Raw genomic sequence first — 26,648 nt, 5'->3', positions numbered from 1 at the left:
TGTGCCCCAGTCGAGCGCTTTTGAGGGGTTCGAGCTATTAAGTTTCTGAGGTGGGCGATTGTGCTAGGACGGGAGTCAGGTAAGCAACCAGCGCCCCTAAGGCAAAACCGAGAACGTTCCGGCACAGAGGCAGCCAGTCAGAGGTGCGAGTAATCACCGGACCGATCCCGAAGGCAACGAAGAGAATACCCCACAGGGGAGAGAAAATTAAAGCCCACTGCCACGCCACAATTTTGCCATCGCGGGGTTGAGCGGCAAATCCGAGTACCAAACCCCCGAGGACGGAGGTAATTAGGGTTAGAATCCACTGCTCTCGGGGTAGTCCGGGAACCACATTACATCCCCCTTGTCTCAAGCAGCCTTCCACGGATTTCAACGACTGGAGGATCGATTGGTCTTCGCCGTTATCGCGGACGAAGAATTGGTTGCCGTAGCGGGTTTGCAGTTCGATCCAGAAGGTTCTTGGCAGAAGATTGTAGACATCATCCCCAACGTTGAATCCGAGGAGGTTGCCCCCCCGCTGGTCGGCAATCAGCAACACGCTCTTATCATCTAAACCCCAAAACTTCTTGACGGCGCGACCGGGGGTTCGATCGAACTGAGTGAGCACTCGCAGTTTGAAACCCGTTTCCGCTTCGAGTTTCGCCAGGTCGGCCGTCAGCCGTTCTTCTTGGGACGAAGTCAGTGCCTCCGCTAGGTCGATAATTGGTGTTTGGATATCTGGGAGCAGTTCGGGATTGTCAAAGGCATAGGCGGGTGGTGCGATCGCCCAGGCAGAGAATGCAATACCAAACGCGGCGAGGGAGGCAAAAAAACGATGAAAGAAGCGATGCTGCATGACTTTACCGATAAAATTCGATCGACAGTGGATAGATTACGATTGTTTTTAAATTTTTAATGTATTTTAACTTACTGCTCATATTTGTTACATTTGTTTACTTTACGTCAAGACCGGCTCGATCGTAAAGTATCGAATTCGGAATGCGGAATTCGGAAGCGCGGAATTTGGAACGGGGAATGGAAAGGATACGGTGACGCTCCTCCCGCGCCCAAATCCATTCCCCGATCGCGACACGGGTAGGGAATAATGGGTAACAGCCATTACCCAACAGGTTGACAGTTCGGTGAAATTTGCGTTTATCATAGACCCCATTGAAAGACTCGATCCCGGCCACGATACGACAGTGGCATTTATGGAAGCGGCGATCGCCCGAGGGCACGAAGTGTGGATAACTCAAGCCCATGATTTGGGAGTGGCTGATGGTATCGCACGGGCAACGATGCAGCCAGTGGGAATCACGCCGGTGCAACTGGCGGACGATCGGTGGGTGAGCGTCGATCGATGGTACGAACTGGGCGATCGCGTCCTCTTACCCCTAGAAACGATGGATGCGGTCTTCATGCGCACGGACCCCCCGGTAAACGTGCCCTATTTGTACGCCACCTACATTTTGGATTACGTCAACCCAGATAAAACCCTGGTGGTGAACGCACCGAGGGGATTGCGGGCGGCCAACGAGAAAATGTACGCCCTCCAGTTCCACGGGGCGATTCCCGAAACCATCGTCACTCAGGATAAGCAGGTGATTCGGGAGTTTGTGGAGAAAAAAGGACGCGCCATCCTCAAACCCCTGGGGGGAAAAGCCGGGGAAGGGATTTTATTTCTCGAAGCGGGCGATCGCAATTTGAACTCCCTGGTGGAACTGAGTACCCAGCAAGGGCAAATTCCGGTGATGCTACAAGTCTTTTTACCGGAGGCGAAAGAGGGAGATAAGCGGATTATCCTGATTGAAGGAGAACCGCTGGGGGCTGTCAATCGGATTCCCACGGGCAGCGAATTTCGCGGGAACATGGCTGTTGGCGGACGGGTAGCCAAAGTTGATATTACCGATCGCGAACGAGAGATTTGCACCCAACTCGCCCCGGTTTTGCGGCGCGATGGTTTGTACTTCGTCGGCATCGATATTATTGGCGGCTACCTGACGGAAGTCAACGTCACCAGTCCCACGGGCATTCGAGAAATCGATCGACTCAACGATGTTCGGTTGGGAGAAAAAACGATCGCTTGGGTGGAGGAGAAGGTGAGGGGGTGATATCAAATCCGGTTGAAGGATCGTAAATATACAAAATTCACGAATCGCGTTCTCCCCCTCTGTGCGTCTCCGCGTCACCGTGTCATCCTCCCTCAGCACGCAGTTCGTCGAGTTTCTGGCGCACAGCTTGAATATCCTGCCACATCAGCCACTTCGGTTTGCCCTTATCCCGCGAAGGATTTCTCAGGAGATAAGCCGGATGGAGAATCGGCATCGACAATCGCCCTTCCCATTCTGTCCACTGACCGCGAATTTTGGTAATACCACGCTTGTCTCCCGTGAGGGCTTTCACCGCCGTTGCCCCCGTCATCAGGATAATTTTGGGATCGACCATGCGAATCTGTTCGAGGAGGTACGGTTTGCATGCCGCCACTTCTACCGGCGTGGGGGTGCGGTTGGCAGGGGGTCGGCAATTCACCGTATTGCAGATGTAGACATCGCGATCGGTACTGAGTTTAACGGAGGCGAGGATTTTTTCCAACAGGTCTCCCGCCCTTCCCACAAAGGGTTTACCCTGCTCGTCTTCATTTTGCCCCGGTCCTTCCCCGACAATGACGATATCCGCCTCGGGATTGCCCCGTCCCACCACGGCATTGATGCGCGTTTCTCCCAAGCCGCAGCGATGGCATTGGCGGCAGTGAACGGCGAGTTCGTCAATGGATTGGTAGGTTCCGGGGGGAATGGGAACGGCCGCATCGGTGGGAATGCGATCGCGATCGATTTCCGGTTCGGTCTGGGCTGGCGCGCCCTCGCCCAGATTAAAGAGACTGAGCTGGTCTTCGTTAGCCATTATTAGACATTAAGATAAGTAGATAATAAATCGGTATCGATCGAGTCACATCGTTCATCTTACCAACCACAGTTCCCTCCTCGGGGAGCGTTCTCACCAAAGCCCAACGGGGCGCTCAGGAATAAGTAACATAGGTGAAGCCCGAATCAAATCGAAGGCGCGCCTCTGAGTTCGTGAAGAAAAAATTGAGACCCAATTCGTAAGCAGAGGTCAAACTTATTACTGATTACTTTTAACTTATTAACGCGGTGTGCGCTCTTTTTGCACTCGCGACATGGTGAGCGAGTAGACTTATCCCCCTTTTCCCCTTCCCCCCGTGGGAGAGGATTTTGGAGAATTAAGTTGCACATGGCGTTATTACTTGTGAACTTCGATCGTCCCCCCGTCATCTCAACAATCGACCATCTATGGGATTCTGGCAATTTTGGTGGCACACCCTCATTTTTTCCGGTCAACGCAATCCGCCGATGTTGGTGGAGTTGATGATGTTTGCCCTCGCCTTAATGATGTCCGTGGCTTGGATACTCAACCCTCACTATTGGCCGTATTTAGCCTTGTGCGCCAGTTACGTTCTCGGTTCGGTGATGTTGCGCTGGGTCCAAGAAGCGATCGCTCCTTCTTCTCGATCCCGAAAAGCGATCGCCTCATTATTACTCCTGATGGCACTTTTATTTGTTAGCTTCTGTATCGCACAGATTGCGACGATGATTTGAAAATTCCTCGCGACTGAGTCCATCTCTGCGTAGGAACGGTGACGTTGCCTGGCGAATGCTTCTCTCCTATAATGAGTCCCCGATCGCCTGTAACGGGTAACGATCGGGTAAATCTAGGGTAACTACAAAATGCCACTCATTAAAGTCCAAACCTCCGTCGCCGCACCGGACACCTCTGCCGTGGAGGCAATGCTCAAAACCCTCTCCGCCAAACTCGCCCAACATTTAGGCAAACCCGAATCCTACGTCATGACCGCATTCGAGCCGAATGTGGCGATGACCTTTGCGGGAACGTTAGACCCCGTTTGCTACGTCGAAGTCAAAAGTATTGGTAAAATGACCCCCGATCGCACCCAAGCCATGAGCCAAGACTTTTGTGCCCAGATTAACGATCGCCTGGGAGTTCCCGAAAATCGCATCTACATTGAATTTGCCGATGCCGAGCGCTCGATGTGGGGTTGGAACGGGGCAACGTTTTAGTTCAGACGCGGTAGTTGAGATAAGGGGATAAGGGAGCATTGGGAGAAAGTTTAGCGCTCGTTGCCCCCAACGTCTCCCCAAGCCTCCAAACCCCCCGATCGCACTTGTGCTTTGAAATTCTTTACAAATCAAAAGGCTGTGCTAGTATCTGTGTGGTAAAAGTACCTAGCTTTCTGTCAGTACAGCGGTTTTGGGTCTTCCCCCATCTCGGAAAGTCAATTGCTTTTTGACGATCGCCGTTCCCAGTTAATTGGGGTTGCAGATCGCTAATCCATCACAACCGAAAGACTTGCTCCGATGTGGTGGTGGAAATAACAGTGTGAGAGAGTAACAATCGCAATGTCAGTAGGTCAATTTAATAGTTCTAGGGCTAAAAACGCGCCGAAACCCATTCCTATAGGAGTCATTGGGGTGGGTAACATGGGTCAGCATCACACGCGAGTTCTCAGCTTGCTCAAAGGTGTAGAACTGGTTGGAGTATCCGATATCAATGTCGAACGGGGCCTCGATACTGCGAGTAAGTATCGGGCCCGTTTTTTTGAAGATTACCGCGATTTGCTACCCCACGTAGAAGCAGTTTGTATTGCCGTTCCCACGCGATTGCATCATTCTGTGGGGATGGCGTGTTTGCAGGCGGGCATTCACGTTCTCATCGAAAAGCCGATCGCAGCCAGCATCGCCGAAGCAGAGTCCCTCGTCAACCAGGCGGCCGAATCTGGCTGTATCCTGCAAGTGGGGCACATCGAGCGCTTCAACCCGGCGTTTGCAGAATTAAGCAACGTGCTCAAAACCGAAGATTTGTTGGCGATCGAAGCCTCTCGCATGAGTCCCTATACCAACCGCGCGGCAGATGTTTCGGTGGTGTTGGACTTAATGATTCACGATATCGATTTGCTGCTGGAGTTGGTTCCCCAACCCGTGGTCAAATTAACTGCCAGCGGTAGCAGCGTCTCAGATTCGGGGTATTTAGATTACGTCACCGCCACCCTGGGATTTGCCAACGGCATCGTCGCCACCCTAATTTCGAGTAAGGTCACCCATCGCAAGCGGCGTTCGATTATCGCCCACTGCAAAAATTCCCTCACGGAAGCGGATTTTCTCAATAACGAAATTCTGATTCACCGCCAAACCACGGCGGACTACCGCACCGCCTACGGTCAGGTGTTGTACCGTCAGGATGGGTTAATCGAGAAGGTGCGCACGAGCAATATCGAACCCCTGCATGCCGAGTTAGAGCATTTCGTCCATTGCGTTTGCGGGGGAAATCAACCCTCCGTAGGTGGCGAGCAAGCCCTTAAAGCCTTGCGTTTGGCAAGTTCGATCGAGCAAATGGCTCTCGATGGTCAAGTGTGGCACGATCGCGATCGAGAACTATCCGGCGTCGATTAGAAGCGAAATGTCGTACGCACTAAGCCGATCCAGATCGCATCGTTTTCATCGTTGTGTTCTGGATCGGTAATCAGGAGAACCCCAGGGGTAACAAAGATATTGTCGGAAGCCTGATGGCGATAGGATAATTCAATATGATAGGAAACATCCCGATCGCTCCGTCCGGGAATATCGTTATCCGCTAATCGAGAAGGCACGCCAAACACGAAATTTAACTGATTTCCAGCTTTACCAAAATCGAGCAAAGCCGCCGTCACCGCCCAACTCCAGATATCGGCATCCGCACCCTTGGGAGCATCAAACCCGTTGCGTCGGGGGGAAGATTCGGCAATGGCATTGGTATAAGCCAGCCAACCCCCCATTAAAAAGCGATCGCTCACTTGGTAGGAAGACGCAATCCCCAAACTGTTCGAGGAGGTTGCCGTACTGCCGCCAAAGGGAAATCGAGCAAATTGGCTGCCGGTGTTGGCCGTCAGATCCACCGTCTGTCCGGGTTCGTCAGAGTAGTAGCGAGCGTACAGCAATCCGATCCCCAAGCGATCGGAGGGGGTAAAGGTGAGTTGAGCGGCCGTTTGCGATTGACTCTCGAACAGTCCCTGTTCTGGATTTTCCGGGGAGAGGGCTAAATAACTAAAACCCAACGCCACTTTATCGGTGATTTGATGGGAGGCTTGGAAGCCAGCACCAAAACCGCGGGCGAATAGGGAGCTTTCCGCCCCAAAGTTGGAGATGGAGGAAACGGGGTTGAGGCTGGGGATGATGCGGCTGGTAAAATCTCCCCGGGCCGCGATCGACACTTGGGTGCGATCGCCCACGGGAAATTCGTAAATGAGCGTGTTGAGGCGGAAGCTATTGCCAGTATTGGTTGAACCGGCAATCCGCGTCATATCCGTTCCCGTGACGCTCGTAGCGAAACCATTGAGGTTACCTGCAATCAGTTGGGTGCGCAGTCGATCTCGCCCGGTAAAGCTGGTATCGAAGGACAGACGAGTCCGATGGCCGAAGGTGAGAATGGAATCGATATCGTCGGTGGGGCTTTCACCGGATGAAACGGCTTGGCGATCGCCAAAGGCACTAGTGAGTCGGAAATCGATACTCCCCCGCAGCACTGTTGTGGTGGAGAATTGGGTTACCTCCAGTTCGGCGGTTCGATCTTCGAGGGAGGTAATTCGACCCTGTAGGGCGGTCAACTCGCTGGCAAATTCTTCTTGCAACCGCCGCAGGAGTGCCATATCTTCCGCCGTCACCCGGCCTTCTTGGGCTGCTTCGATGCGAGCGGTGACGCGATCCAAACACAGGTTGAGGGCGGCGGCAAACTCAAAACGGGTCAGGGCTTCGTTCCCGCGAAAACGACCGTCGCTATCCCCCCGCAGACAGCGATAGCGTTCCACTAGAGATTTTAATGCTTGGTAAGCCCAGTCGATGGGTTGGACATCTGAGAGTCGATCGACGGAGGGGATGCGATCTTCGATCGAATCCTCCAGCGCCACTTTGGGCGCTCGGGTTGCTCGATCGATTTCGAGCGCCCGACTCTTGACAAAATCACTTTTTGATGATGTTATTGCCATAACTGGGGAAACTGCTACCAGACAACTCACAACAGATAGGCAGCAGCCTCTGACAACGTTTTTCACGTAGATCTCCTTTCACCACAGATTGAATGTTAGAAACCCGGGACAATGGCTGAGTTTCGGTTGGCTGAGTTTTTGTTAAAAGGGTTCGACCGCGACATTGCCTCTCACCGCTTCGATCGCCTGTTGGGCAACCGCTTCGGGAATTCGCGTGTATTCCAATTCCTCGTTAAAGGTTTGCCCTTGAGTGAGAATCCAACTCACCAAATCGATGACAGATTCGACGGCCGCGACATCGGGGTATCTTCGATAGACAAATAACCAAGTTAAACCCACAATCGGGTAACCTTCTTCAGGATCGCTGAGATTCTCAACGGTAAAATCTGGATTGAAAACCACATTGGCTAGAGCTTTATTCGTTTCATCCAGGGAGGGTTTGACCCATTCACCAGCGCGATTCTCAATTTTGGCCATCTTGACATTTTGCTCGCGGGCAAAACTCGCTTGGACGTAGCCAATCGCCCCTTCCGTCAATTTCACAGCCGCTGCCACGTCGCTATCGGACGACTTTCCGATGACTGGAAAGCCCCAATTGGGTTCTTGAGTTGCTGCGATCGCCCCATTGGTAATCGCATTCAGATGGCGGGTAAAAATGAAATTCGTGCCGCTACTGCCAGAGTGAACGACGATCCGAATCTCTAAATTGGGCAAATTGGAACTAATCTGTTTCCAATTGGTAATTTCACCGCTAAAAATCTTGCCGAGTACCTCGCGAGAGATTCTCACCTGGCTGGGGATGAAACGATCGGCACTACTTTGGAGGTTATAAATCACCGCCACCGCACCGCCGGCGGTGGGAACCAGTTGCAACCCCCGCTTCATCCGGCTTGCATCTAATGGGGTGGGGGGAATGCTGCTGGCGGCAAAATCGACAGATTCATCGATAAACCGTCGAATTCCGCCCCCACTGCCGATGGCGGCATACTCAATTTCAACACCGCTGTCGGCGGCGTATTCCTCAAAGTAACGTCGATAGAGCGGTTCGGGAAAAGAATCTCCCGCACTCGTCAGGGTTTGGGCGATCGCCGCTGGATTTACCAAAGTTAGGGTGACGGCGGTAAAAGTTCCCAACCACCCATACCTGTCACCCGCGTTGAAAATGCTCATGAGCTTCTAAAGTATTTCTTCCAACGGCCGTTCAATCTTGTACGTTAATAATGAAGCTTCTGGCATCGGGAGAGATTTCGAGGTGCAGATCGAGGCTATCGGCAGACAAACCGACAACTTCGTAAAAGACGGCATTCGGTCGGGTGCTGCGCCAGAAACTGGTCGATTGAAAACCAGGTATCCAGCGCTCGATCGAGCGCATCACCGGCGAGGGAACCGCACTGCTATCGACTTCTTCTTCAATTTCTACCACTTCGCCAATCGCAGTGACATCGATTTCAAATTCGTAACCCTGTTGATTTTGCCCGCCTAACTCGTAAATAAGCGGTCCGTCTACTCGAATTTCAGCCTTAGCATAAGTAATTTCCGATCCAGATGCCGTTCTTGCTGCCGCTAGAGCTGGGAGGGGGACATCAACAATCGGAATTTCCCGTTGAATCACTCCACTCTGCTGGGCGGATACTCGCTCCGAACAGAGAGTCGTCATTGCTAGTAATGAAATTCCAATCGACAGGCTACATTTTTGCAATAAGCTCATGATTTGTCTTTTGAGAGAAAGAGTTGAATCGGGGTAATGGGAACGAACCCCTCGATCGAGGCATTTGCGGTTGAAAGGGTCAACTTAGACAGTCACCCTCAACGATCGCATCGGCGAGCGAACCAATTAGAATGAGTGGCTCGCTCGCGATCTAGTGCATCGATCGCGCACTTGGTTGGGAATAATTCTTTAGCGGTTGTTTGAAAGGGATCTCTTACGACCGGCACAGCGCACCCCGATCGTAGTATATATAAATCGGTTTGTTCTGTATTTCCATTTTTGGAAAACTTCTCTTTTTTTAACGTCAGTTTTGGAGAAGACGGTTTTGGGTGAGGGTGGGGAATGGGGAATGATACCGGCGCGAACTGCAATAACTGACAGTCCGCAGGCCCTACCATTTCATTGGGTTGACCGGGATATTAGCTGGTTGGGTCGCAATTGCTCCATCGACGGGATCTGTTTCTTCTGAAGCACGATCCGATCGCGTTTCCCCGTCCAAAATCTCCTCAACGCGATCGTAAATTTCTTGAGCTTGTCGCAAAGAGTTCCCCACGCAGGTTAACCCGAGTTTGCCAAATTCCGAGAGGCAACCCATCAGGTGAAACACCGTTCCCGTTTCCGTGCTGCTATCGAAGTGCAGGCGATGGCAGGCAATAATATCCATTAAATCTTCCGGCAACAAACCCCGATAGGTCGTTTTTTGCAAATTATCCGAGGCAATATAATACTTCGGCTGTTTTTGTTGGCTATAGAATAAACCCGTTGCGACATCGTAGCGACCGCTAGTTAACAGCTTCAGGGTCATAAACGGGTGCGTCGTTCCCCCTTTGCGCAAATTAATTTCGATCGCCTGCAAGTCCCAGGAATCATCGGCTTGGCGAACGGCAACAAAATCGACGCCAAACCTTTCGAGTACGCCTTTTTGGGCTAAGCTTTGCCCCACCCGTCGCCCCAATTCTTGCAGTTGCTGTCGATAGACCGTATCCGCCGGGAAACGGCATCCCAAATACACTTGACCGTCCGCTCCCCCTAAAATTTGGTCGTGGGTGGAGAGAATTTCCACCTCCCCTAGGGGTGTGACTCGTCCTTGCACGCTCGGAGATCGCTTTTCTTCTCCTTCTACGAACGCTTCGACAATTGCCCCTAATTCGGGAATCCGGCTCGAAAAATTCGCCCAAGTTTCGTCAGCCGCTTGAAACCGCATGGACTCGAAGCGATCGCGAATTGCCGCCACCCGGTTTCTGGAGGGAACGTCATCAATCGATGGTAACTGCAACACTGCATTTCCTTCCCCGGAAAACCCCTCGTTGAGTTTGATGACGATACGCCGCAAGTTGGGTTGCCGCTCCCATAAACCGGCAGCTGCTTGGGCAAGTTCGTCTTCTGTTGCCACCGACAAACTTCCGTCGGGATGGGGAATTCCAGCTTCGCCAAAAACCTGCCGACTGCCACTTTTGGTTCCCCAGTACAGCAAATCCGGATCGGCAGCGAGTAGCGGAATCTCCAACCGCAGGGACAAATCTCGCTCTAATGGGGTGGAGTTGTAGCAAATCATGTAGGATCGATCCCGACGCAATGCTTGGCGGATGCGAGCCAATAGGCGCGGACGTTCTAAGATTTTCTGAGTCAGGGATTTGGGGGAGGCGTCGTAGGTGGCAAAGAGCAACAGGCGATCGCGCGCGTGGGAGAAGGGAACACCGGGAAGGGATTGTAGATAATAGTCGATGACGATGGGCGGTAGGGGTTGGGAGGTAACGTAAATGAGGCGAGTTTGGGGGTTCCACAAGCGAATCAGGGAAAACAGCAGCCGTTCTTCATAGTGGTGCGCGCCTTCCACCTTCAGCATTTCCCGAGGATCGAGAGAGAGGGACGGAATGACCAAAATATCGTGGTTGTTGCAGTCAAAGCGATCGATCGTTTGCCAGCGATCGCGTAACTGAGCCTGGAGTTGCCGAAATCGCTCGGATTGTGGCGTGGAAGATGGGGGAGACGCTGCCATTGAAGTTGCTGGGCGAGAATAATTGTAATATCGCGCGCAAGTGCGATTGTAGGCATTCGAGCTGAAAATTAGCCGGAATTGTTATATTTATTTGGCAACCATCGCGTCTGAGGGGTCGATCGCATCCAGTTCCCGGATACATTCACAACATCCGTTACAACATCCGTACCTAGACAAAACATAAAGGTTGTCGGTTTCGACTAGGTGTCCGGTGTAGGGTGTAGAACAACGACGATCTGGATAAGACTTTTGGGTACTGTCGACTCGATCGCCGTTGGACGGATCGAGTAATCGGGGAGAAAAGAATCGTGACGAATCGAGTGGGGTTGAATCGGCTTCCAGGGAAATTCTACCCGTCTCTGAAAAGGTATTTAAAACGGCTCTCGATTGCTGGAATTGCCATCTTGAGTTTGACGGCGATCGGGTGTTCGGAGAATGCGATGACGGATGTCTCTGGGACTGACAATACCGATGACATTTCTGAAGATACTCCCTCTTTCAACTCCTCACCGATTACCAATGCTTCGATCGATCCGAGACTGACGACTGCAAATACCGAGTTTGCCTTTAAGCTATTTTCTCAAATTTATCGAGAACAGGAGGAAGAGAATATTTTTATTTCTCCCGCTAGTATTGCCTTTGCCCTCGCGATGACTTACAACGGTGCTAGCGGCGAAACTCAAGCGGCGATGGCGCAAACCCTGGAATTACAGGATATGAGCCTTGAAGACGTGAATAATGCTTACGAGTTACTCAAATCGACATTAGAAAATATCGATCCGAATGTAGAACTTGCAATTGCTAATGCCCTGTGGTCGAATTTGGGGGTAGATTTCAATCCTGATTTTTTAACTCAGACCCGAGAGTTTTACCAAGCAGACGTCACCGAACTCGATTTCAGTCAACCTAATGCGCCAGCCACCATTAATAATTGGGTGAAACAAAAGACGAATGGCAAAATTGATGGCATCGTCGATCGCATTTCTCCCGACACAATTTTATTTCTGATTAATGCCATTTATTTTCAAGGGAATTGGAGCGAACCTTTCGACGCAGGGGCGACAACGGAACAACCCTTTAACTCTCTCGATGGGTCTCAAACGCCTCATCCTTTGATGTCGCAAACCGGCGAGTATCAGTATTTAGAAAATGAAACGTTTCAAGCGGTGAGTTTGCCCTACGGAAACGGGCAGTTTAGTTTTTATATTTTCTTGCCAAAAGAAAATGTGAGTTTATCTCAGTTAGTTGAGAGCATCAACTCAGAAAACTGGAACAATTGGATAAACCAGTTGAGGTTAAAACCAGGTTCGATTCAAATCCCTAAATTCGATTTGGAGTATGAAATCACTTTAAATGATGCCTTAAAAGCGTTGGGGATGGAAGTCTCTTTCGATCGCGATCGCGCTGAATTTTCTCAGATGAAAGTCCCGCCGCCGAATTTAGCCATCGATCGCGTCAAACACAAAACATTTGTGGAAGTCAATGAAGAAGGCACTGAAGCAGCAGCTTCGACTTCGGTGGGAGTCGTGGCAACTTCCGCCAGAGAGATAGAAGAACCATTCAATCTGAAAGTCGATCGTCCTTTTTTCTGTGTCATTCGCGAGAATCAAACTGAAACGATCGTGTTTATGGGTTCGATTGTCGACCCCTAATTGTTTCCTTTCTTTCAAAACGGAATTAATTGAATTCCTTCACGGCAAAATCCGATAGGGTGACCGTATAACTTTGCTGGTTTTGAGTGGCAATAAAATTAATTAATACTTCGGCGGCAACTGAGACTGCCATGAGTGCTAGATTTCGGGCGAGGGGATAGTCGCAAATATCATCCTGGGCGGGAGTTGGTACGCGATAGCGATCGTTCCAAATAATTTCGGCATAATCGCTGGCTAAACCCACGTGCAGGCAAGATAGCGTTTCTTTTTTGCAGTAATCTGTCACCACTTGACGTGACAGACTATTATCAAATGTATCGATAACGATGCCAGACTTGGGAAGTAGTTTTTTGGCATTATCAGCGGTTAATTCCTTCGCGTCCATGGCAATTTTAACCCCTAACGCTCGATACAAGTTATTCGCCAAAATTTTCGCTTTAAAGGCACCGATATCCGAACGATAATAGGGTTGTGTGGAGAGGTTGCGTTCTTCAATCCGATCGCGATCGATAACCTTGAGATTACCAAAACCCGATCGAGCTAAATTCTCTGTTAAGTTTGCCCCCAGTGCCCCCGCACCACAAATCGTAACGGGAAACTGCCGCAATTTTGCCATGACTGCGGGACTTCGATAAAGTTGCTCGTGTAAAAAAATCGACATGAGACCAAGGGTGTATTGGTTTGTACTCGATCGTATTTTTGAGAGATAACGAGGTTAGGTCTTTTGAGAGAAAGTTGCGCCACCCTCGCTAATTATAAATCCGGTATAAATTAACATTTTAGATAATTTATACTGAGAAATTATAAATTATTTAATGAACCTTTATCTCTTGATACCCAAATATACGATCGACATATCTAATCACCAAACATGAAATCAATTTCTATGTCAAAATCATTAATTTTTTGAACATTACCCTTGACCTTTGTAGGGAAAGGTCTATTACCAATGCCGTAGTTCTTCTTGTTGGCGGGCGACTTCTAGTAAATTCCCCCAAAATGCGGCTTTACTTTCTGCTAGAATCTGGCGAATTTTATGCCAAGTTTCCGTCGGGGTTTTTTCTCGATCGTCTAACGCCAGCTCGATGGTACGCACGATCGTAGAAATGGGGAGGGTTTTATTCACTTCTAAAACCTTTCCCGCATCCTCGCGAACGCAAACAAAATATTGACTGTCCGGAACGTTCCAGACTTTCCAACCATTATATTGATGCCAAGGGTTTGGCTCGCAATCGCGACTTTGAGAAGAATTCACAGAAGAGCTCAAGTTGTCTAACTCGTGAGGAGTTTGTAATTGCATTTGAGAAAACATCAATCATTATGCATCCCTCTTAGATTAACGGCTCCAGGAGATCGCATTCCGGATCGATCGTGGGATAAATTTGCCGATCGTTTGAGGGGTTTCATCCACCACCATAGCACTGGTTTTGGAACGCCCCGAAGTTTAAAGATCGCACACCCAAACACGTTACATTTTTGTATGACTCATTCCATGTTAAGTTACTTTTGAAAGTATCGTTCTTAGACAGTGATTCTTTACGTGGTATCCCCTGGCGGAGATCGACTTCCTCGACCCTACCCATTACTCTTCCCAATCGTTGTTCGATCGCCGATTCTCCCAATCATCTTCTACTGAGATGGGTTCGGGTTCGGCGTACTCGGTGGGTTCGAGTTCTAATTCGAGTTCCTCGTCGGCGTTGAGTTCGCTATTGCGCTGCAACGGTTCCACGACGCGGGCGATCGCATCTTTGACGAACGCTTTCATAAACTCATCCCGCCGCGTGAGCTGAAATTGGCGCTGTACCACCTCCGTCATCCCCCCATCTCCCCAATCCTGTTCTTGGCGGAAATACTCGATGAAACTCTTCCCGGCAATCCGCGTCAGATAAGCGGCGCTCACCCCCTGAATGACTTTACCCACCAACAGGGTGCCGACGTGGAATTGCAGCGCCGTTCCCACCAACTGTACCGCTCCTTTCACGATTCCCAAACTCGCCAGGGTTTTCCCCAGAGACAGGGCTAATTCCTTTCCTCGATCGAGATTGAGTTCGCAGCCATAGACATTGCCGATTTCTACCACCATCTGGGCGTTCACCGCCACCGTCGCCAGCAAATCCACCCCGGGAAGGGGAGTTACGGCAATCGCCCCCGCGCCAATCCATTGAAAGCGATCGACAATTTTCATCGCCTGTCGCCGCCGCTGTCCGTCGAGAATCTCCCGCGCCCGATCGCCTAACCGTTGGGATTGCAATAGGATATTATCGGCGATCGAATCTTCTCCCTGAGCGCGCAACACCGCAACCAGGCGGCGAATCAGGGGCATGATATCGGGATCGGGGGTGACGAGTTCCCCGGTTGCCAAACGAACGCTGGGGGGGTTGGCGGCAATGGCAACAATATCGCTGGGGGGCACGACTTCTCCCAAGCGCGATCGCAACCGAGCTAAAATTGCATCTCGATCGGCATCGAGCAGCAAATCCGTTTTATTCAATACGACGATCGAGCGTTTCCCCAGTTGCACCAACGCCGTCAGGGGGGCGTATTCCGAGGCGAGCAAATCGTTATCCACCACGAACACCAACAAATTCGCCTCCGTCGCCAACTGCCGCGCCACTTCCCCCCGGCTGGCTCCCGCTTCCCCCGCTTCCAGGATTCCCGGCGTATCGGTGACGAGAATTTTGCGATCGAGTCCCGGCAAATCCAAGGGATAAGTTTCTCCCGTCGTCGTCGTTCCCATGGGAGCGGCTATTTCCCCCACCATCCGACCGATTAAGGCTCGAATTAGCGAGGTTTTCCCCGCCGAACCGGTGCCGAACACGACGACTTGCAAATCCCCCCGAGAGAGGGTCGATTCGATTTCGCGCGATCGATCGAGCAATGATTGCCGCGCCACATCATCTTGAATTTGCGCCACCTGTTTGCGCACGGCCCGCAAATTTTCTGTCGCTGCATCAGCTTTGGCTTCGGGCACTTTCGGCATCGGACGCTTGCGGCTGCCGGCGGTGGATTTCGGCGTCCAGTAGAGCTTCAGATAGTACAAATACGTCCCCAACAGCGCCGCCAAAACCCCTAGAACTAGGACTAATAAGAGATTCGCCAGTAGCGGCGATGTAGACCAGGCAATTTGGGAGTAGAGTCCTCCCAGGGAACTCACCAGCCAAATGGTTAAGCCGAGGATGATGCCGATACCGAGAATGAGAGCGAGCAGGCGGGGGAGAGGCATGGTTATTTGGGCTTTGGGGGCTTTGGGAGGCTTTGGGGGCTTTGGGAGGCAGAGGGGGCGAAGGGGGCAGGGGAAGAATCGAAAGTGGGAGCATCTTGCTCCCGTTTCCCCCGTTTCCTCCATATTTAACGTCAGGTACGAAAGATTATTAATTTATTATCGATCGCCAAATTGAAAATGGAGAGAGTACAATCGATCGCGATCGTCAATAACAAAATATACGCAAAATACATTATGGGACTTTTCGATAAAATTGCTGGCGCAATCGGCGACCCCAACCTGCAAGCAAGTGCCGGTCAGATTGGCAGCCTCCTCGGCAGCCTCCAACAAACCGGCAGCTCGCAAAACCTCGACAACTCCACCACTCAAGCGCTGATGTCGGTGGTGGGTTCCCAAGTTAGAGGGGCGCTGCAAGAGAAAAAGTCGGCTAGCGGTATGGATGGCGTTCAAGCTCTGGTGAATCAGTTTGCTGGTACGGGATTCAACCCGCAAGCGGTATCGGCGCTGTTTTCTTCCCAGCAGGAAGAACAAGTCGTGCAAGCCGCATCCCAAAGCACGGGAGTCAACGCGGCGACGATTCAAGCCATGCTGCCGTCTTTGGTGCCCCTGGTGCTGAATTTCTTGAAAACCGGTGAGGGGCAAAATGCCGCCGCCGGAGCCAATCCCATCCTCAACAGCTTCCTCGATTCCGATGGGGATGGCGATGTTGATATGGGCGATGTGATGAAGTTAGCTGGGCGGTTTTTGAAGTAGTCGCCGGGTCTAAATCCCGCGAACGAACGAATCCTACAGTGGGAGCATCTTGCTCCCATAGCTCCGCATCTGTGCTGAGTGTCCCCTCTATGGACTCAAATTTCGATCGCCGCACGAACGCCCTTTTTTTGCTTCCTACGACAGAATCGCCAGCCACTCCTCCAACCAGAGGAGAATCAGCTCATCCATTCTGGTGAGGCGAGCGTTGGTGCGATCGTCGTAGTATTCTTAATAACCACTAAGCTCAACACGAATTCCCCCGCCCGTTTTGGGTCGTTGGGGATTTTTTTTTCCGGTTCGGCGACTTGCGTCACCCTCACGGAGGGGTTGAGTGGGAAGCTCAACCCAGTCGCTTGACTCCCACATGCTCTTTTATTCGATGGCAGTTCGCTTTAAGAGTGGGTTTTAGCAATTTGGCTATCTAATCATAAACACATTTGAGAACATCAACCCTGTAGAACGTCACCCCCAATTTTGAATTCAGAATGGGGTGTGAGATGTTGGGTGTTGAGAAAGTCATCAATGTGATATTCCTTCTCTCCCATGCCTTCCCCCTCACCGCATCTGAAGCATCTTATTTTCCACCAATCCTCCCATCTAACAAAAGAATGCTTTTCACAATGGATGCGTTCGCGCGCGCGTCTCATGCAGGAGAATCGTTCGTTGAGGGTGAACGAAATTTCAAGGGTTTGGCTCCCCCGCTTCCCCTGCTCCCTCTACTCCCCCTGCTCCCTCAGCTCCCCCAGCTCCCCATCCCCCTATCGAACGGGATATCATAAAAATCTGCCATCGATCGAGTTTAATCAAGACGCTATGCAAACCGTAGATTCTAAAACAGTTCCCTCGACAATGGACGTGCCGAAGCACGGTCTTCCCGTCACTATCATTACCGGTTTTCTCGGCAGTGGAAAAACCACGCTCCTCAACCACATTCTCTCGAATCAGGAAGGGGTAAAAACAGCCGTTTTGGTCAACGAGTTCGGCGAAATTGGCATCGATAACGAGCTAATCATCGCGAGTGAAGACAACATGGTGGAGTTGAGCAACGGTTGTATTTGCTGTACCATCAACGATGATTTGCTCAATGCCGTTTATAACGTGTTGGAGCACCCGGAGAAAGTCGACTATTTGGTGGTAGAGACCACGGGTCTGGCCGATCCGCTACCAGTGGCACTGACGTTTTTGGGGACGGAACTGCGGGATATGACCCGCCTCGATTCGATCGTGACGACGGTCGATTGCGAGAACTTCAGCCTCGATTTGTTCAATTCCCAAGCAGCCTACAGCCAAATTGCCTACGGCGATATCATTCTGCTCAATAAGGTGGATTTGGTGAATGAAGCAGATGTAGATGTTTTGGAGGGGAGGATTCGCGAGATTAAGGAAGGCGCGCGGATTCTGCGGACGACTCGCTCTCAAGTTTCCCTGCCGTTGGTTCTCAGTGTGGGGTTGTTCGAGTCCGATCGCTATTTTGAGGAGAAAGAGTCCGAAGGCGGTCACGACCATCACCACCACGGCCACGACCATGACCACGACCATAGTCATGACCATAGCCACCATGACCATAGCCACCATGACCACGACCATGACCACGGCCATAGTCATGACCATAGCCACCATGACCACGACCACGACCACGGCCATGACCACGGCCATAGCCACCACGACCACGACCACGGCCATGACCACGGCCATAGCCACCACGACCACGACCACGACCACCATCACCACCACCACTCCGACCACTTAGAACAGGACGGGTTTACCTCGGTTTCCTTCGAGAGCGACACACCCTTCAATATTCGTCGATTTCAGGATTTCCTCGATAACCAGCTTCCCGAGAATATTTTCCGGGCTAAAGGTATTCTCTGGTTTTCGGAAAGTCCTCAGCGTCACATCTTCCACCTGAGTGGCAAGCGATTCTCTATCGATGATGAAGAGTGGAAAGGGGAACCCAAAACCCAATTGGTGCTGATCGGTCAGGATTTAGAGCACGACAAGTTGCGATCGCAGCTGCAAGCCTGCGTCGAATCCGGCAAGCCGAAAGGACGTGGTTAAGTGAACTACCAGACGTTCATCGCCACTCCCGGCGATAGAACGCTGGCTTCTGATTTCACGGGGGGTTCCCTCCACTACGTTCCGCCCCAACACGGACTTGCGTCCGCGAAGTGGTCTTACACCCCTACGGCAGTCGCTCATGGGGGAAACCCCCAAGACCGCGCTGCCTCCTCCATCAGCAGAAGTCCTGGTTCCCAAGACCCTTAGCTGTCTAATTCCTTCTGCTCTGATATTGATTGCCGCGTTTTCGTCGCGGTCGTGATGGGTACCGCAACTCGGACAATCCCAATAGCGAACATCTAAGGGCAGTTCGCCGATCTGATAATGACAGTTCGAGCAGGTTTTTGAACTGGGGAACCATCGGTCTATTTCGACCAATACTTTCCCTTCGCGTTCGAGTTTGTACGCGAGGAAATTCACGAAGGTTCCCCAACCAACATCGGAAATAGCAGACGCTAGTTTATGGTTGGAGACCATACCTTTTACGTTCAGGTTTTCCACCACGATGACTTGGTTGTCGTCAACGAGCTTTCGAGAAAGCTTGTGTAAAAAGTCTTGGCGAGCATTAGACAAACGCTCGTGTACTCGTGCTACGAGTTTACGTGCTCGGGCGCGCGAATTACTCCCTTTTTGTTTACGAGCCAGTTTTGCTTGCTTGCGAGCAAGGTTCCGCTCGTGCTTCTTGAAATGCTTAGGGTTGGCAAACCTAGAGGTTTTGAGACCATCATTGACAATGGCAAACTCTTTCAACCCCAAGTCGATTCCGGCCACTTTACCATCAGTGTTAGGAGTCGGCGACTCCTCTTCGATCTCAGTGAGCACCGAGGCGAAGAACTTACCCGATGGGGTTATGCTGAGTGTCACCGTCTTGATTTTTCCCTCGATTGGTCGATGGAGCTTGGTCGTAATCAATCCCAGTTTTCCGGGGAATTTCAACATCTAAAAACGATCGCACCACTTCCAGATAGCCCGAGGCATCCTCTAGCATAGGAAAATGACCGGTATTGCGAATTAGGGCATATTTAACGTTTTGGCTCAAACTCGCAGCTTTACGACCCATTTGAGCGGGAATGATGCGATCGAACTCCCCGGATACCAATAGCGTCGGAACTTGAATGCGGGCGAATTCCTCGGGCATCCCCAATGCCATTTTCTGACTGACAGAGCTGTAAATCGTTCCCAGAGCAGCTTCGTAGTCGGCCATGATGAAGTCTTCCAAAAACTCTCGCCTCAGCTGATGCGGGAGGGGACGATGGAGAAACCGAGCCATAAACATTCGATCGATACCCGGAATCCACGACAGCCATCGAGGGCGAAATTTGACCACCTGACCGCCAAATTTGTGAAAGGCTTTGAAAGCGCGTTCGTCGTATTCAAAAATACCGCTACAGGTGAGGATGGCACGTTCGACACGTTGGGGATAGCGATTGAGAAATAAGGTAGCGATCGATGCCCCCATAGAATGGGCGTTGAGATATACTTTTTCAATTCCCAAATTATCTAAAAGAGCGGCTAAATCGTCAGCGTAGGTTTCGAGTTCGTAGCTGCATGGGGAATCGAATTTAGCCTCGCATTCTGCCTCCTGGGGAAGGCGCGATCGCCCGAATCCTCGCAGGTCGTAAAGCAAGCAGGCAAACTGATTTGAAAGGGACTCGGCCGTACTGTGCCAGTAGCGATCGGAACCGCCCCAACCGTGAAGAAAGACCATAACGGGTCGATGGGCAGATGCTTCTGACGACGGCAGCCACTGATAGTAATGTTCGACATTCCGAACTCGAAGATATGGCACAATTTATTTTCCTCCGATGAGTGAGTTTTAACCTCAATATTTGACAGTTAATTTTGAAAATCAAAAACCAATCGATCGCACTTTTCTTTTCTCGTAGTTTGCTACGATACAGCTTTTAAAACTGATAGATATACATGAATTGAGAGCGATTAAAATTTCAGTTTAAAAGATAACGATCGAATCCCAGATATCTTCACATTTTTTGCATCTTTATTAAGGTGAGCCCTCTTCGCTATCCCTAGGACCTTGACCGGTATAGTAATTTTCTCGAAGAATTTTCAGCTCGGGGACATCGAAAATTTCAGATGAATTACCTTGCAGTGCAACCTCCTTAGCTGTAACCAGCATGGGATCGTTGGGATTGACTGAAAACTCTTGTACTGCATGAGGTTCAAACTGTCCTAAAATAAGTAGATAATTTTTCTGTAATCGACTTGTTTGAGGTTGTTCAAACCGAAGAGCGGCTTTGACAGCTTCAAGATGATGACTTTGCTTAAAATCGTTATACTTATGTCCAAGATATAGCCACGTCTCAGTTGCCATCAATCTTTCGACTAGACTGACAGACCCATTTACAACTGTAGCCAACTCGACAATGATTTCCCATTCTTGAGCATTCAGACTAGGTAGAAAACGCATTGCTCTAATCGAAATCGCCTTCATGTACTCAACAGGCTCTTCTAAATTTTGGTAGTGTGTCAGTAAACTCCTTACTTCAGTAAGATAGCCATGCCGAGCTAGACTTTCTATAATATTAATGGGATCGCGAATAATCCAAAAGGATTCGCGTAAAATATCCATCAGCGAACCCACGATATCTTCAAATCCTAAAACTGATAGTCTATAAAGTGAAAAACGAATATATCTTTGCAATTTGCGAATATCATGATGATTAATAGTCTCTGAATTACGTAGTTTTTGCCAGCTACTTTGAAGCAATTCAGCTAGTTCTCTACGTAAATCATTTTTATGGTTTATCCAAGTCTTATTAGCAGTAGAGAAAGTTGAGGTCCACTGATGAAGTGAACTCAAAGACTCCTCTCTTAATGGTTTTGTTGACTTTAACTCTCCTTCTATCCCAAAAATTTCTTTTTGTTTTGATATCTCTCGCTCTCTTTTTTTTGCATTAACATTAAACAGATATTTATATATTTTGCGACTTAACTCTGTTTCATTAATATAAATTTTTATGGATTTTAAACACTTTTTATAGCATTCAATATTGTGCCACCATAGATTATCCTGATGATAAGAATCCTCAAAAATTGCTCTATGATCTGAATTCAATATCCAAAGCAGATTAACAATACTGTCAAACTTTTGACTTAGCTCCTCTAAATACTCATCCTCATCAGATTGTTCTAGAAAAGTAGCAACATTATAAATTTTCTCTGTCTTTGACTCATTAAAATTTAAGCCTAGACTCTTGAGTTCACCCCTCAATACATCTTCAATTATGTTTAAATCTTCGGAATTTGGAATGACGAAAATCATGTCATCAACATACCGATGAAGTTCCACTTCCCATTCATTTCCACTACCAAACTTGGTATCTATAGAAGTTAAATAAAGATTGGCATAAAAACCAGAACCAATACTTCCTTGAGTCAGACCTTGACCTACATCATGTTCAGGAATTTCTTTAGAAAGTAATAAGCGAATCAGCCAACGCACTCGTTCACTAAAAGTTAATTCTCGGGAAAGCTCATTGCAAAGCTGTTCTTGAAGTATTTTTGTATAAAATGATTGAATATCAACCTTTAAAATTGCACCATTAGGATATTTTTTGGCACTATTTCGTGCTGTTCGCATGTAATTACAGTAAGCAGAAAACCAATATTGATATAGGTACTCCGTATCTAGACTAGCTCCAGAAATTCTATATGCATAACTGTTTCCTCTCAACTGAGAAGCCTTATTCCCTAACTTTTGAATAATTGCTACTGATAAGATTTCTTCTTCAATGCGAGTGAGTCCTCTTGGACGAGTCGTTACTAAATTCTTTGGGAATTTATATGAAATCAGCTCATTACTTAGTGCTATATCATTAGCATATGCATATAATTGTTCTCGCAATATCTCCAGACGGACTTCAAGATTACTCTCCAGAAGACGAATTTCAGTTTCGTCATATAATGCTTCATGAAATAAGTGATTTCGTGCTCTTGCCCAAGCTAATCTTAGATTTTCAAGGCTAATAATCTCATTCCAATCCTTATCTTCTTCTCGATCGCCACTATACACCGTGCAAAAATCAGCATAAAATTTGATAGGCTGATTTTCCTTTGTTCTCTCTTTTCCCTTGTCTCTCCAGTAACTACTAATAGGATTTTCGACATTTACAGAGTGGTTATCTGAGTTTATTCGCTCAATTAAATGTCTATTGCCAATTATTTTTTCGAAAGTCAATAACATTTCTTCAATTCTTTCCCTTAAAGTAATATTACTATTTGTGCCTACTTGTACTTGATTTTCCATATTTTTTGTGCCAATTGTCAAAATATGCATGATGTCAATTGGTACACTGTCTATTAGGTGTTTATAAGCTTGAGCTTCTGCCGTCCCAAAACCTTCATTATCCTCTACTGAGGAAAGCTCGACTTTAATACCTAATGCTCTTAAATGATTAAGATCTGATTGACGATTTTTATACGATTGGCTAAATGGAGAAATAACATTTAATTGCATTACAAAAATCTGATTTAAACAAGGTGATTGTAGTTTTATGATTTCATCTTTAAGATATTTTTCAATATTTAAAACAGCATCGGGAAATCCTTGTAATATAGCTTGGAATTCTAGCTCGAATAAATCATTGGTCAATAATTTCAGATTCTCCATGGTTTTGCTGTATAGAGCAATAGCATTACAAACTGGATCGACACCGATAATAAGAATCTTTAGATCGTTCATCAGTTTGCCATCTTCTTTGAGTTTGATCACAACATCTAAGAAGGCAGCAGAAGCTGCACCTCCACCACAACCAATATCTAGCACACAAATCTTTTGTTGATGTCTCAGCCAAGATAAAATTTTTTTTTCACCTACAATAGTATCTAAAACATGTATCGCCTTAAAGTAATGTGCGGGAAAAAGAGAATAATATTGAAAGGCAATATGTTTCCAGTCAGTTTGCTGAAGTTTGTTTCTTAAGTTCTTGTAAGATACAGATTTATATCCTTTTGACTCTTGTATATTTTCCTCAATCCATTTATGAGTCGTGGAATAAGCCTGTTGAACAAGCGGATGAAAGCGGCGATAAATCGTTTTTAAAAGACTCACAAAAGAACTCCTTTTGCCTTGTTTTTAGAAATTAAATATTTTGAGTGCAGATGTAATCGAGCTGAAAAATAGTGGGATAGCGGGTCTTAACTATTGAAATTGGGTAATGTCCTAAGCCTATTTTTTATTTGCTCGAGCCGATCTTAATTAAAAACTCGATTCGTTTAGTGAAGCCTAACAGTTTTAGCGGATAACCTAAAGGGCTAGCTATGTATTCTACGCTACATCTGCTGGCTCGACCGTTTATTCAGTATATTTTCCCGATCTGTAACTCAACCGGTACGAACGGCAATTGCGGAAGATAACTCAAACCCCCTCCAAGAACTGGGCATTTGAGCGATCGCCCTCTTACAGTAGAAATATAAAGAAATTCACGAACTTCTCATCAGTTCCCTACTTGGCTTGAATTTCGCCATCGAGTTTCGATTTTTTTCTCATGTCGATGAAGTTGCGATTTTTCCCCCACATGACAGCCTCTGTCGCCGCCCTCCTGGTTCTGGGTGCCGTGTGGATATTAGAACGACAGGAACGGATCCGATTCCAAACGGCTCACCGGGTGAGCGTTGTTAATAAACTCTATGTTGTCGAAGCGGCTCTAGAAGCGAAGCTCGATCGCAACTTAGCCCTTTCGCGCGGTTTGGTGTCTTACGTCTCCACCCACCCGGAAATCGACGCAGCCGAATTCGAAGGTTTGGTGCGGGTGCTCGTGGCGCAGCAACCGGATATTGAAAGCGTGAGTTTGACCCGCGCGGGAGCGAAACCAGGGGAAGGCTATACCTATTCGACAGGCGATCGCCCCTTCGATTGGCAAACCTTCGATCGCAATCGCCGTACTTCCATCGAACAAATCGTCGAGTCTCGAAATTCGGTCGTCGAACCTCCCATTACCCTAGCAGACGATCGCGCGATCGCCATCGAACGGGCACCGATCTTCATCACCCCTCCCGGTGCGCCTCCCGAAAGCGGGATTTATTGGGGCAGTGTTAGCCTCGCCCTGAATTTAACCTCGGTATTGCAAGAAGTCGGCGCGCTCAATCCCCTGTCATCCCTAAAATACAGCTTGCGCGGTAGTGATGCTTCCCCCGATGACGAGGTGTATGTCGGCGACGGGGCGATTTTTCAACAACAGCCGAGCATTGTCAATGTAGACTTACCCCAAGGTTATTGGCAGTTAGCGGCCGTTCCCCAAACCGGTTGGAAACCGGAGTCGCCGATGTTATGGTGGCTGCGCGGTGGCGGCAGTCTGCTGGCAGTACTCGCGGGTCTCTCGCTTTTTAAAAGACTCGACGATCCCCGACGGCAGCACCAAGTTCTAGAGCGAGAAACGCAGGGGTTGCGGGAAAAAGAAGCACTCTACCGCGAGTTAGTCGAGAGTGCCCACTGCGCGATCGTCCGCTTGGATGCCCAAAACCAGATTACCTACGTCAACCCCTTTACCCAACGCCTGCTGGGATATTCCGAGGCAGAACTGGTGGGGAAACCGATAGGCAATTTCCTACGCCCACCAGCGCAAGAAACTGCCAATCCTTTCCTCTGCGCGATCGAAAGCAGTCTCTTTTACCCCCACCCCGAGATCGATTGCGAGGCGCAAATTCTGGGCAGTGGCGGTCAAACCCTCTCCGTGGCATGGCGCGGTAAAGCCCTTGTCGACCTTCTGGGACAAGTGAACGGTATCGTGTGCGTGGGGCGAGATATTAGCGATCGCGCCGGGGCGGAAGTGGAACTGCGGGCATCGGAATCGGAACTGCGATCGTTACTCGCGGCAATGACCGATCCGATTTTCGTCCTCGACGATGGGGGACGCTTCCTCAAAACTGCTCCCATCAGTCCCGATTCCGTCTATCGTTGGGACCCCACGGGGCGCACTCTCGGGGAAGTATTTGAACCCGATCGAGCCGAGGTATTTCTGGGGGCCGTTCAAAAGGCGATTGCCACTCAAATGCCTCAGTCCTTTGAATACAGCCTCACGATCGAAGACAAAGAGGTGTGGTTTGGGGCGAGTCTTTCACCGATGTCGGCAGATACGGTTATCTGGGTGGCCCGGGATATTAGCGATCGGGTGCGCGTGGAAGCCGAATTGCGATCGGTGGCATCGGAGTTGGAACAGCGCGTTCAAGAACGAGCTGGCGAAATTCAACAGGCGAACAAGAAACTGCAAGTCGAAATCGTCGAACGGATGCAAATCGACGAAGCCCTGCGCCAAAGCGAAGCCCGAGAACGGGAAAAAGCCCAGGAACTCGAACAAACCCTCGAAAAACTCAAACTCACCCAAGCCCAACTGGTGCATACGGAAAAAATGTCCGGTTTAGGCGAACTTGCAGCGGGCATGGCCCATGAAATTAACAATCCCGTCGGCTTCATTCACGGCAATCTTTCCCACGTTCGAAACTATACCCAAGATTTGCTCGATTTAGTCGATCTCTATCAAGAAGAGTATCCCCAGACAAACGATCGCATTGAGGATTGGATTGAGGAGATCGATCTCGAATTTCTTCGAGGGGATATCGACAGTATGCTTGCTTCTATGGAAAACGGAACCGATCGCATTCGCAACATTATTCTTTCTGTGCGCAATTTCTCTCGCTTGGATGAATCGGACTCAAAACCAGCCAAGATTAGTGAAGGACTCGAAAGTACTCTCCTGATGTTGCAACACCGCCTGAACCGTCATTCGAGTTTGCCCGAAATTGAGATCGTCCGGGAGTGGGGGGAATTACCCAAAGTCGAATGTTATCCCAGCCAACTCAATCAAGTGTTTGCCCACCTGATTTCGAACGCCATCGAAGCCTTAGACGAACAGCGCCCGGATTGGACTGACAAACCCAACGATGACGAGCGATTTCCCTGCGGCCCCAACCCGGCGATCTGCATCCGCACGCAGGTTCTAGAGGGCGATCGAATTGCGATTTCTATTGCCGACAACGGATCGGGAATTTCACCGGAGATCGAGGCCAAAATTTTCAATCCGTTTTTTACCACCAAACCCGTCGGTCAAGGCACGGGACTGGGCTTATCCATTAGCTACCAAATTATTACAGATCTTCACCAAGGTGCGTTAACTTGTGTTTCCGAACCGAGTCTGGGAACCTGCTTTACAATAGAAATTCCCATCCGGAATTAGTGGGGGCGATCGTGTAGTTTTCTCTTACCA

20 protein-coding genes and 1 pseudogene are annotated in these 26,648 nt (G+C 49.2%); 9 read left to right on the top strand and 12 right to left on the bottom strand.

The features are described 5' to 3' along the window. Positions 1–37: 37 nt before the first annotated feature. Entirely contained in the window at positions 38–838 is an 801-nt protein-coding gene (locus tag AC2215_RS26450) for a TPM domain-containing protein (RefSeq protein WP_486813028.1), read from the bottom strand. A 286-nt stretch (positions 839–1,124) separates the two neighbouring features. Between AC2215_RS26450 and gshB the strand changes: the two genes are divergently transcribed. Next, positions 1,125–2,093, top strand: coding sequence for a glutathione synthase (gene gshB, locus AC2215_RS26445; RefSeq protein WP_486813027.1), 969 nt, complete (start codon positions 1,125–1,127; stop codon positions 2,091–2,093). Between the two features lie 82 nt (positions 2,094–2,175). Here gshB and AC2215_RS26440 read toward each other — a convergent pair whose 3' ends face one another. Then, positions 2,176–2,883, bottom strand: a complete 708-nt coding sequence (locus AC2215_RS26440) for a uracil-DNA glycosylase (RefSeq protein ID WP_486813026.1) — start codon at positions 2,881–2,883, stop codon at positions 2,176–2,178. A gap of 407 nt (positions 2,884–3,290) precedes the next feature. Between AC2215_RS26440 and AC2215_RS26435 the strand changes: the two genes are divergently transcribed. The 3 genes from AC2215_RS26435 to AC2215_RS26425 all read left to right on the top strand — a co-directional run bounded on the left by AC2215_RS26435 (position 3,291) and on the right by AC2215_RS26425 (position 5,465). Continuing rightward, the gene (locus AC2215_RS26435) at positions 3,291–3,596 is read left to right on the top strand and encodes a hypothetical protein (protein ID WP_486813025.1); all 306 of its coding nucleotides are present in this window, start codon (positions 3,291–3,293) and stop codon (positions 3,594–3,596) included. Positions 3,597–3,725: 129 nt separating this feature from the next. Beyond that, complete coding sequence (locus AC2215_RS26430; protein ID WP_486813024.1) at positions 3,726–4,076, top strand: phenylpyruvate tautomerase MIF-related protein; 351 nt, start codon at positions 3,726–3,728, stop codon at positions 4,074–4,076. A gap of 339 nt (positions 4,077–4,415) precedes the next feature. Then, complete coding sequence (locus AC2215_RS26425; RefSeq protein WP_486813023.1) at positions 4,416–5,465, top strand: Gfo/Idh/MocA family oxidoreductase; 1,050 nt, start codon at positions 4,416–4,418, stop codon at positions 5,463–5,465. On the opposite strand, the gene AC2215_RS26420 is transcribed toward AC2215_RS26425, so the two are convergent. The 4 genes from AC2215_RS26420 to AC2215_RS26405 form a co-directional block, all read right to left on the bottom strand. After that, positions 5,462–7,033: an iron uptake porin gene (locus AC2215_RS26420; protein ID WP_486813022.1), complete on the bottom strand. Its 1,572-nt coding sequence runs from the start codon at positions 7,031–7,033 to the stop codon at positions 5,462–5,464. The genes AC2215_RS26425 and AC2215_RS26420 overlap by 4 nt on opposite strands. A 141-nt stretch (positions 7,034–7,174) precedes the next feature. Next, positions 7,175–8,203 carry a phosphate ABC transporter substrate-binding protein PstS gene (gene pstS / locus AC2215_RS26415; protein ID WP_486813021.1) on the bottom strand — a complete coding sequence of 343 codons (1,029 nt, stop codon included), beginning with the start codon at positions 8,201–8,203 and terminating at the stop codon, positions 7,175–7,177. A gap of 31 nt (positions 8,204–8,234) precedes the next feature. Further along, on the bottom strand, positions 8,235–8,690 hold the full coding sequence (locus tag AC2215_RS26410; protein ID WP_486813020.1) for a hypothetical protein: 456 nt from the start codon (positions 8,688–8,690) through the stop codon (positions 8,235–8,237). Positions 8,691–9,132: 442 nt separating this feature from the next. After that, on the bottom strand, positions 9,133–10,740 hold the full coding sequence (locus tag AC2215_RS26405) for a peptide ligase PGM1-related protein (protein WP_486813019.1): 1,608 nt from the start codon (positions 10,738–10,740) through the stop codon (positions 9,133–9,135). Between the two features lie 308 nt (positions 10,741–11,048). Between AC2215_RS26405 and AC2215_RS26400 the strand changes: the two genes are divergently transcribed. Further along, the gene (locus AC2215_RS26400) at positions 11,049–12,392 is read left to right on the top strand and encodes a serpin family protein (RefSeq protein WP_486813018.1); all 1,344 of its coding nucleotides are present in this window, start codon (positions 11,049–11,051) and stop codon (positions 12,390–12,392) included. 25 nt (positions 12,393–12,417) lie between these two features. On the opposite strand, the gene AC2215_RS26395 is transcribed toward AC2215_RS26400, so the two are convergent. From AC2215_RS26395 to AC2215_RS26385, 3 genes are all read right to left on the bottom strand, one after another. Further along, positions 12,418–13,053, bottom strand: a complete 636-nt coding sequence (locus AC2215_RS26395; protein WP_486813017.1) for a ThiF family adenylyltransferase — start codon at positions 13,051–13,053, stop codon at positions 12,418–12,420. A 282-nt stretch (positions 13,054–13,335) separates the two neighbouring features. Continuing rightward, a complete protein-coding gene (locus AC2215_RS26390) occupies positions 13,336–13,647 on the bottom strand; it encodes a hypothetical protein (RefSeq protein WP_486813016.1) in 312 nt (103 codons plus the stop codon). A 327-nt stretch (positions 13,648–13,974) separates the two neighbouring features. Then, entirely contained in the window at positions 13,975–15,615 is a 1,641-nt protein-coding gene (locus tag AC2215_RS26385; protein WP_486813015.1) for a YcjF family protein, read from the bottom strand. Positions 15,616–15,792: 177 nt separating this feature from the next. Between AC2215_RS26385 and AC2215_RS26380 the strand changes: the two genes are divergently transcribed. The 3 genes from AC2215_RS26380 to AC2215_RS26370 all read left to right on the top strand — a co-directional run bounded on the left by AC2215_RS26380 (position 15,793) and on the right by AC2215_RS26370 (position 18,426). Continuing rightward, the gene (locus tag AC2215_RS26380) at positions 15,793–16,368 is read left to right on the top strand and encodes a hypothetical protein (RefSeq protein WP_486813014.1); all 576 of its coding nucleotides are present in this window, start codon (positions 15,793–15,795) and stop codon (positions 16,366–16,368) included. A 78-nt stretch (positions 16,369–16,446) separates the two neighbouring features. Next, the gene (locus tag AC2215_RS26375) at positions 16,447–16,725 is read left to right on the top strand and encodes a hypothetical protein (protein ID WP_486813013.1); all 279 of its coding nucleotides are present in this window, start codon (positions 16,447–16,449) and stop codon (positions 16,723–16,725) included. 456 nt (positions 16,726–17,181) lie between these two features. Continuing rightward, a complete protein-coding gene (locus AC2215_RS26370) occupies positions 17,182–18,426 on the top strand; it encodes a CobW family GTP-binding protein (RefSeq protein WP_486813012.1) in 1,245 nt (414 codons plus the stop codon). Here the strand turns inward: AC2215_RS26370 and AC2215_RS26365 are convergent. From AC2215_RS26365 to AC2215_RS26355, 3 genes and pseudogenes are all read right to left on the bottom strand, one after another. Next, positions 18,355–19,362: pseudogene (locus AC2215_RS26365) on the bottom strand (RNA-guided endonuclease TnpB family protein); the annotation flags it as partial. The gene AC2215_RS26370 and the pseudogene AC2215_RS26365 sit on opposite strands and share 72 nt — an antisense overlap. Further along, on the bottom strand, positions 19,262–20,215 hold the full coding sequence (locus AC2215_RS26360; RefSeq protein ID WP_486813011.1) for an alpha/beta fold hydrolase: 954 nt from the start codon (positions 20,213–20,215) through the stop codon (positions 19,262–19,264). The gene AC2215_RS26360 and the pseudogene AC2215_RS26365, both read right to left, overlap by 101 nt. Positions 20,216–20,428: 213 nt before the next feature. Beyond that, the gene (locus AC2215_RS26355; RefSeq protein WP_486813010.1) at positions 20,429–23,497 is read right to left on the bottom strand and encodes a reverse transcriptase domain-containing protein; all 3,069 of its coding nucleotides are present in this window, start codon (positions 23,495–23,497) and stop codon (positions 20,429–20,431) included. A 442-nt stretch (positions 23,498–23,939) separates the two neighbouring features. Between AC2215_RS26355 and AC2215_RS26350 the strand changes: the two genes are divergently transcribed. Beyond that, on the top strand, positions 23,940–26,618 hold the full coding sequence (locus tag AC2215_RS26350; RefSeq protein ID WP_486813009.1) for a PAS domain S-box protein: 2,679 nt from the start codon (positions 23,940–23,942) through the stop codon (positions 26,616–26,618). The last annotated feature ends 30 nt before the right edge of the window (positions 26,619–26,648 follow it).

This window comes from Zarconia sp. (assembly GCF_057467645.1).
This window is presented reverse-complemented; position numbering and strand designations above follow the sequence as displayed.

Coding starts and splice junctions, on each gene's coding strand:
- AC2215_RS26440 (WP_486813026.1), bottom strand. CDS start 2,883: ATGGCTAACGAAGACCAGCTCAGTCTCTTTAATCTGGGCGAGGGCGCG.
- AC2215_RS26420 (WP_486813022.1), bottom strand. CDS start 7,033: ATGGCAATAACATCATCAAAAAGTGATTTTGTCAAGAGTCGGGCGCTC.
- AC2215_RS26395 (WP_486813017.1), bottom strand. CDS start 13,053: ATGTCGATTTTTTTACACGAGCAACTTTATCGAAGTCCCGCAGTCATG.
- AC2215_RS26430 (WP_486813024.1), top strand. CDS start 3,726: ATGCCACTCATTAAAGTCCAAACCTCCGTCGCCGCACCGGACACCTCT.
- AC2215_RS26380 (WP_486813014.1), top strand. CDS start 15,793: ATGGAGAGAGTACAATCGATCGCGATCGTCAATAACAAAATATACGCA.
- AC2215_RS26385 (WP_486813015.1), bottom strand. CDS start 15,615: ATGCCTCTCCCCCGCCTGCTCGCTCTCATTCTCGGTATCGGCATCATC.
- AC2215_RS26410 (WP_486813020.1), bottom strand. CDS start 8,690: ATGACGACTCTCTGTTCGGAGCGAGTATCCGCCCAGCAGAGTGGAGTG.
- AC2215_RS26350 (WP_486813009.1), top strand. CDS start 23,940: ATGAAGTTGCGATTTTTCCCCCACATGACAGCCTCTGTCGCCGCCCTC.
- AC2215_RS26425 (WP_486813023.1), top strand. CDS start 4,416: ATGTCAGTAGGTCAATTTAATAGTTCTAGGGCTAAAAACGCGCCGAAA.
- AC2215_RS26450 (WP_486813028.1), bottom strand. CDS start 838: ATGCAGCATCGCTTCTTTCATCGTTTTTTTGCCTCCCTCGCCGCGTTT.
- AC2215_RS26435 (WP_486813025.1), top strand. CDS start 3,291: ATGGGATTCTGGCAATTTTGGTGGCACACCCTCATTTTTTCCGGTCAA.
- AC2215_RS26405 (WP_486813019.1), bottom strand. CDS start 10,740: ATGGCAGCGTCTCCCCCATCTTCCACGCCACAATCCGAGCGATTTCGG.
- pstS (WP_486813021.1), bottom strand. CDS start 8,203: ATGAGCATTTTCAACGCGGGTGACAGGTATGGGTGGTTGGGAACTTTT.
- AC2215_RS26370 (WP_486813012.1), top strand. CDS start 17,182: ATGCAAACCGTAGATTCTAAAACAGTTCCCTCGACAATGGACGTGCCG.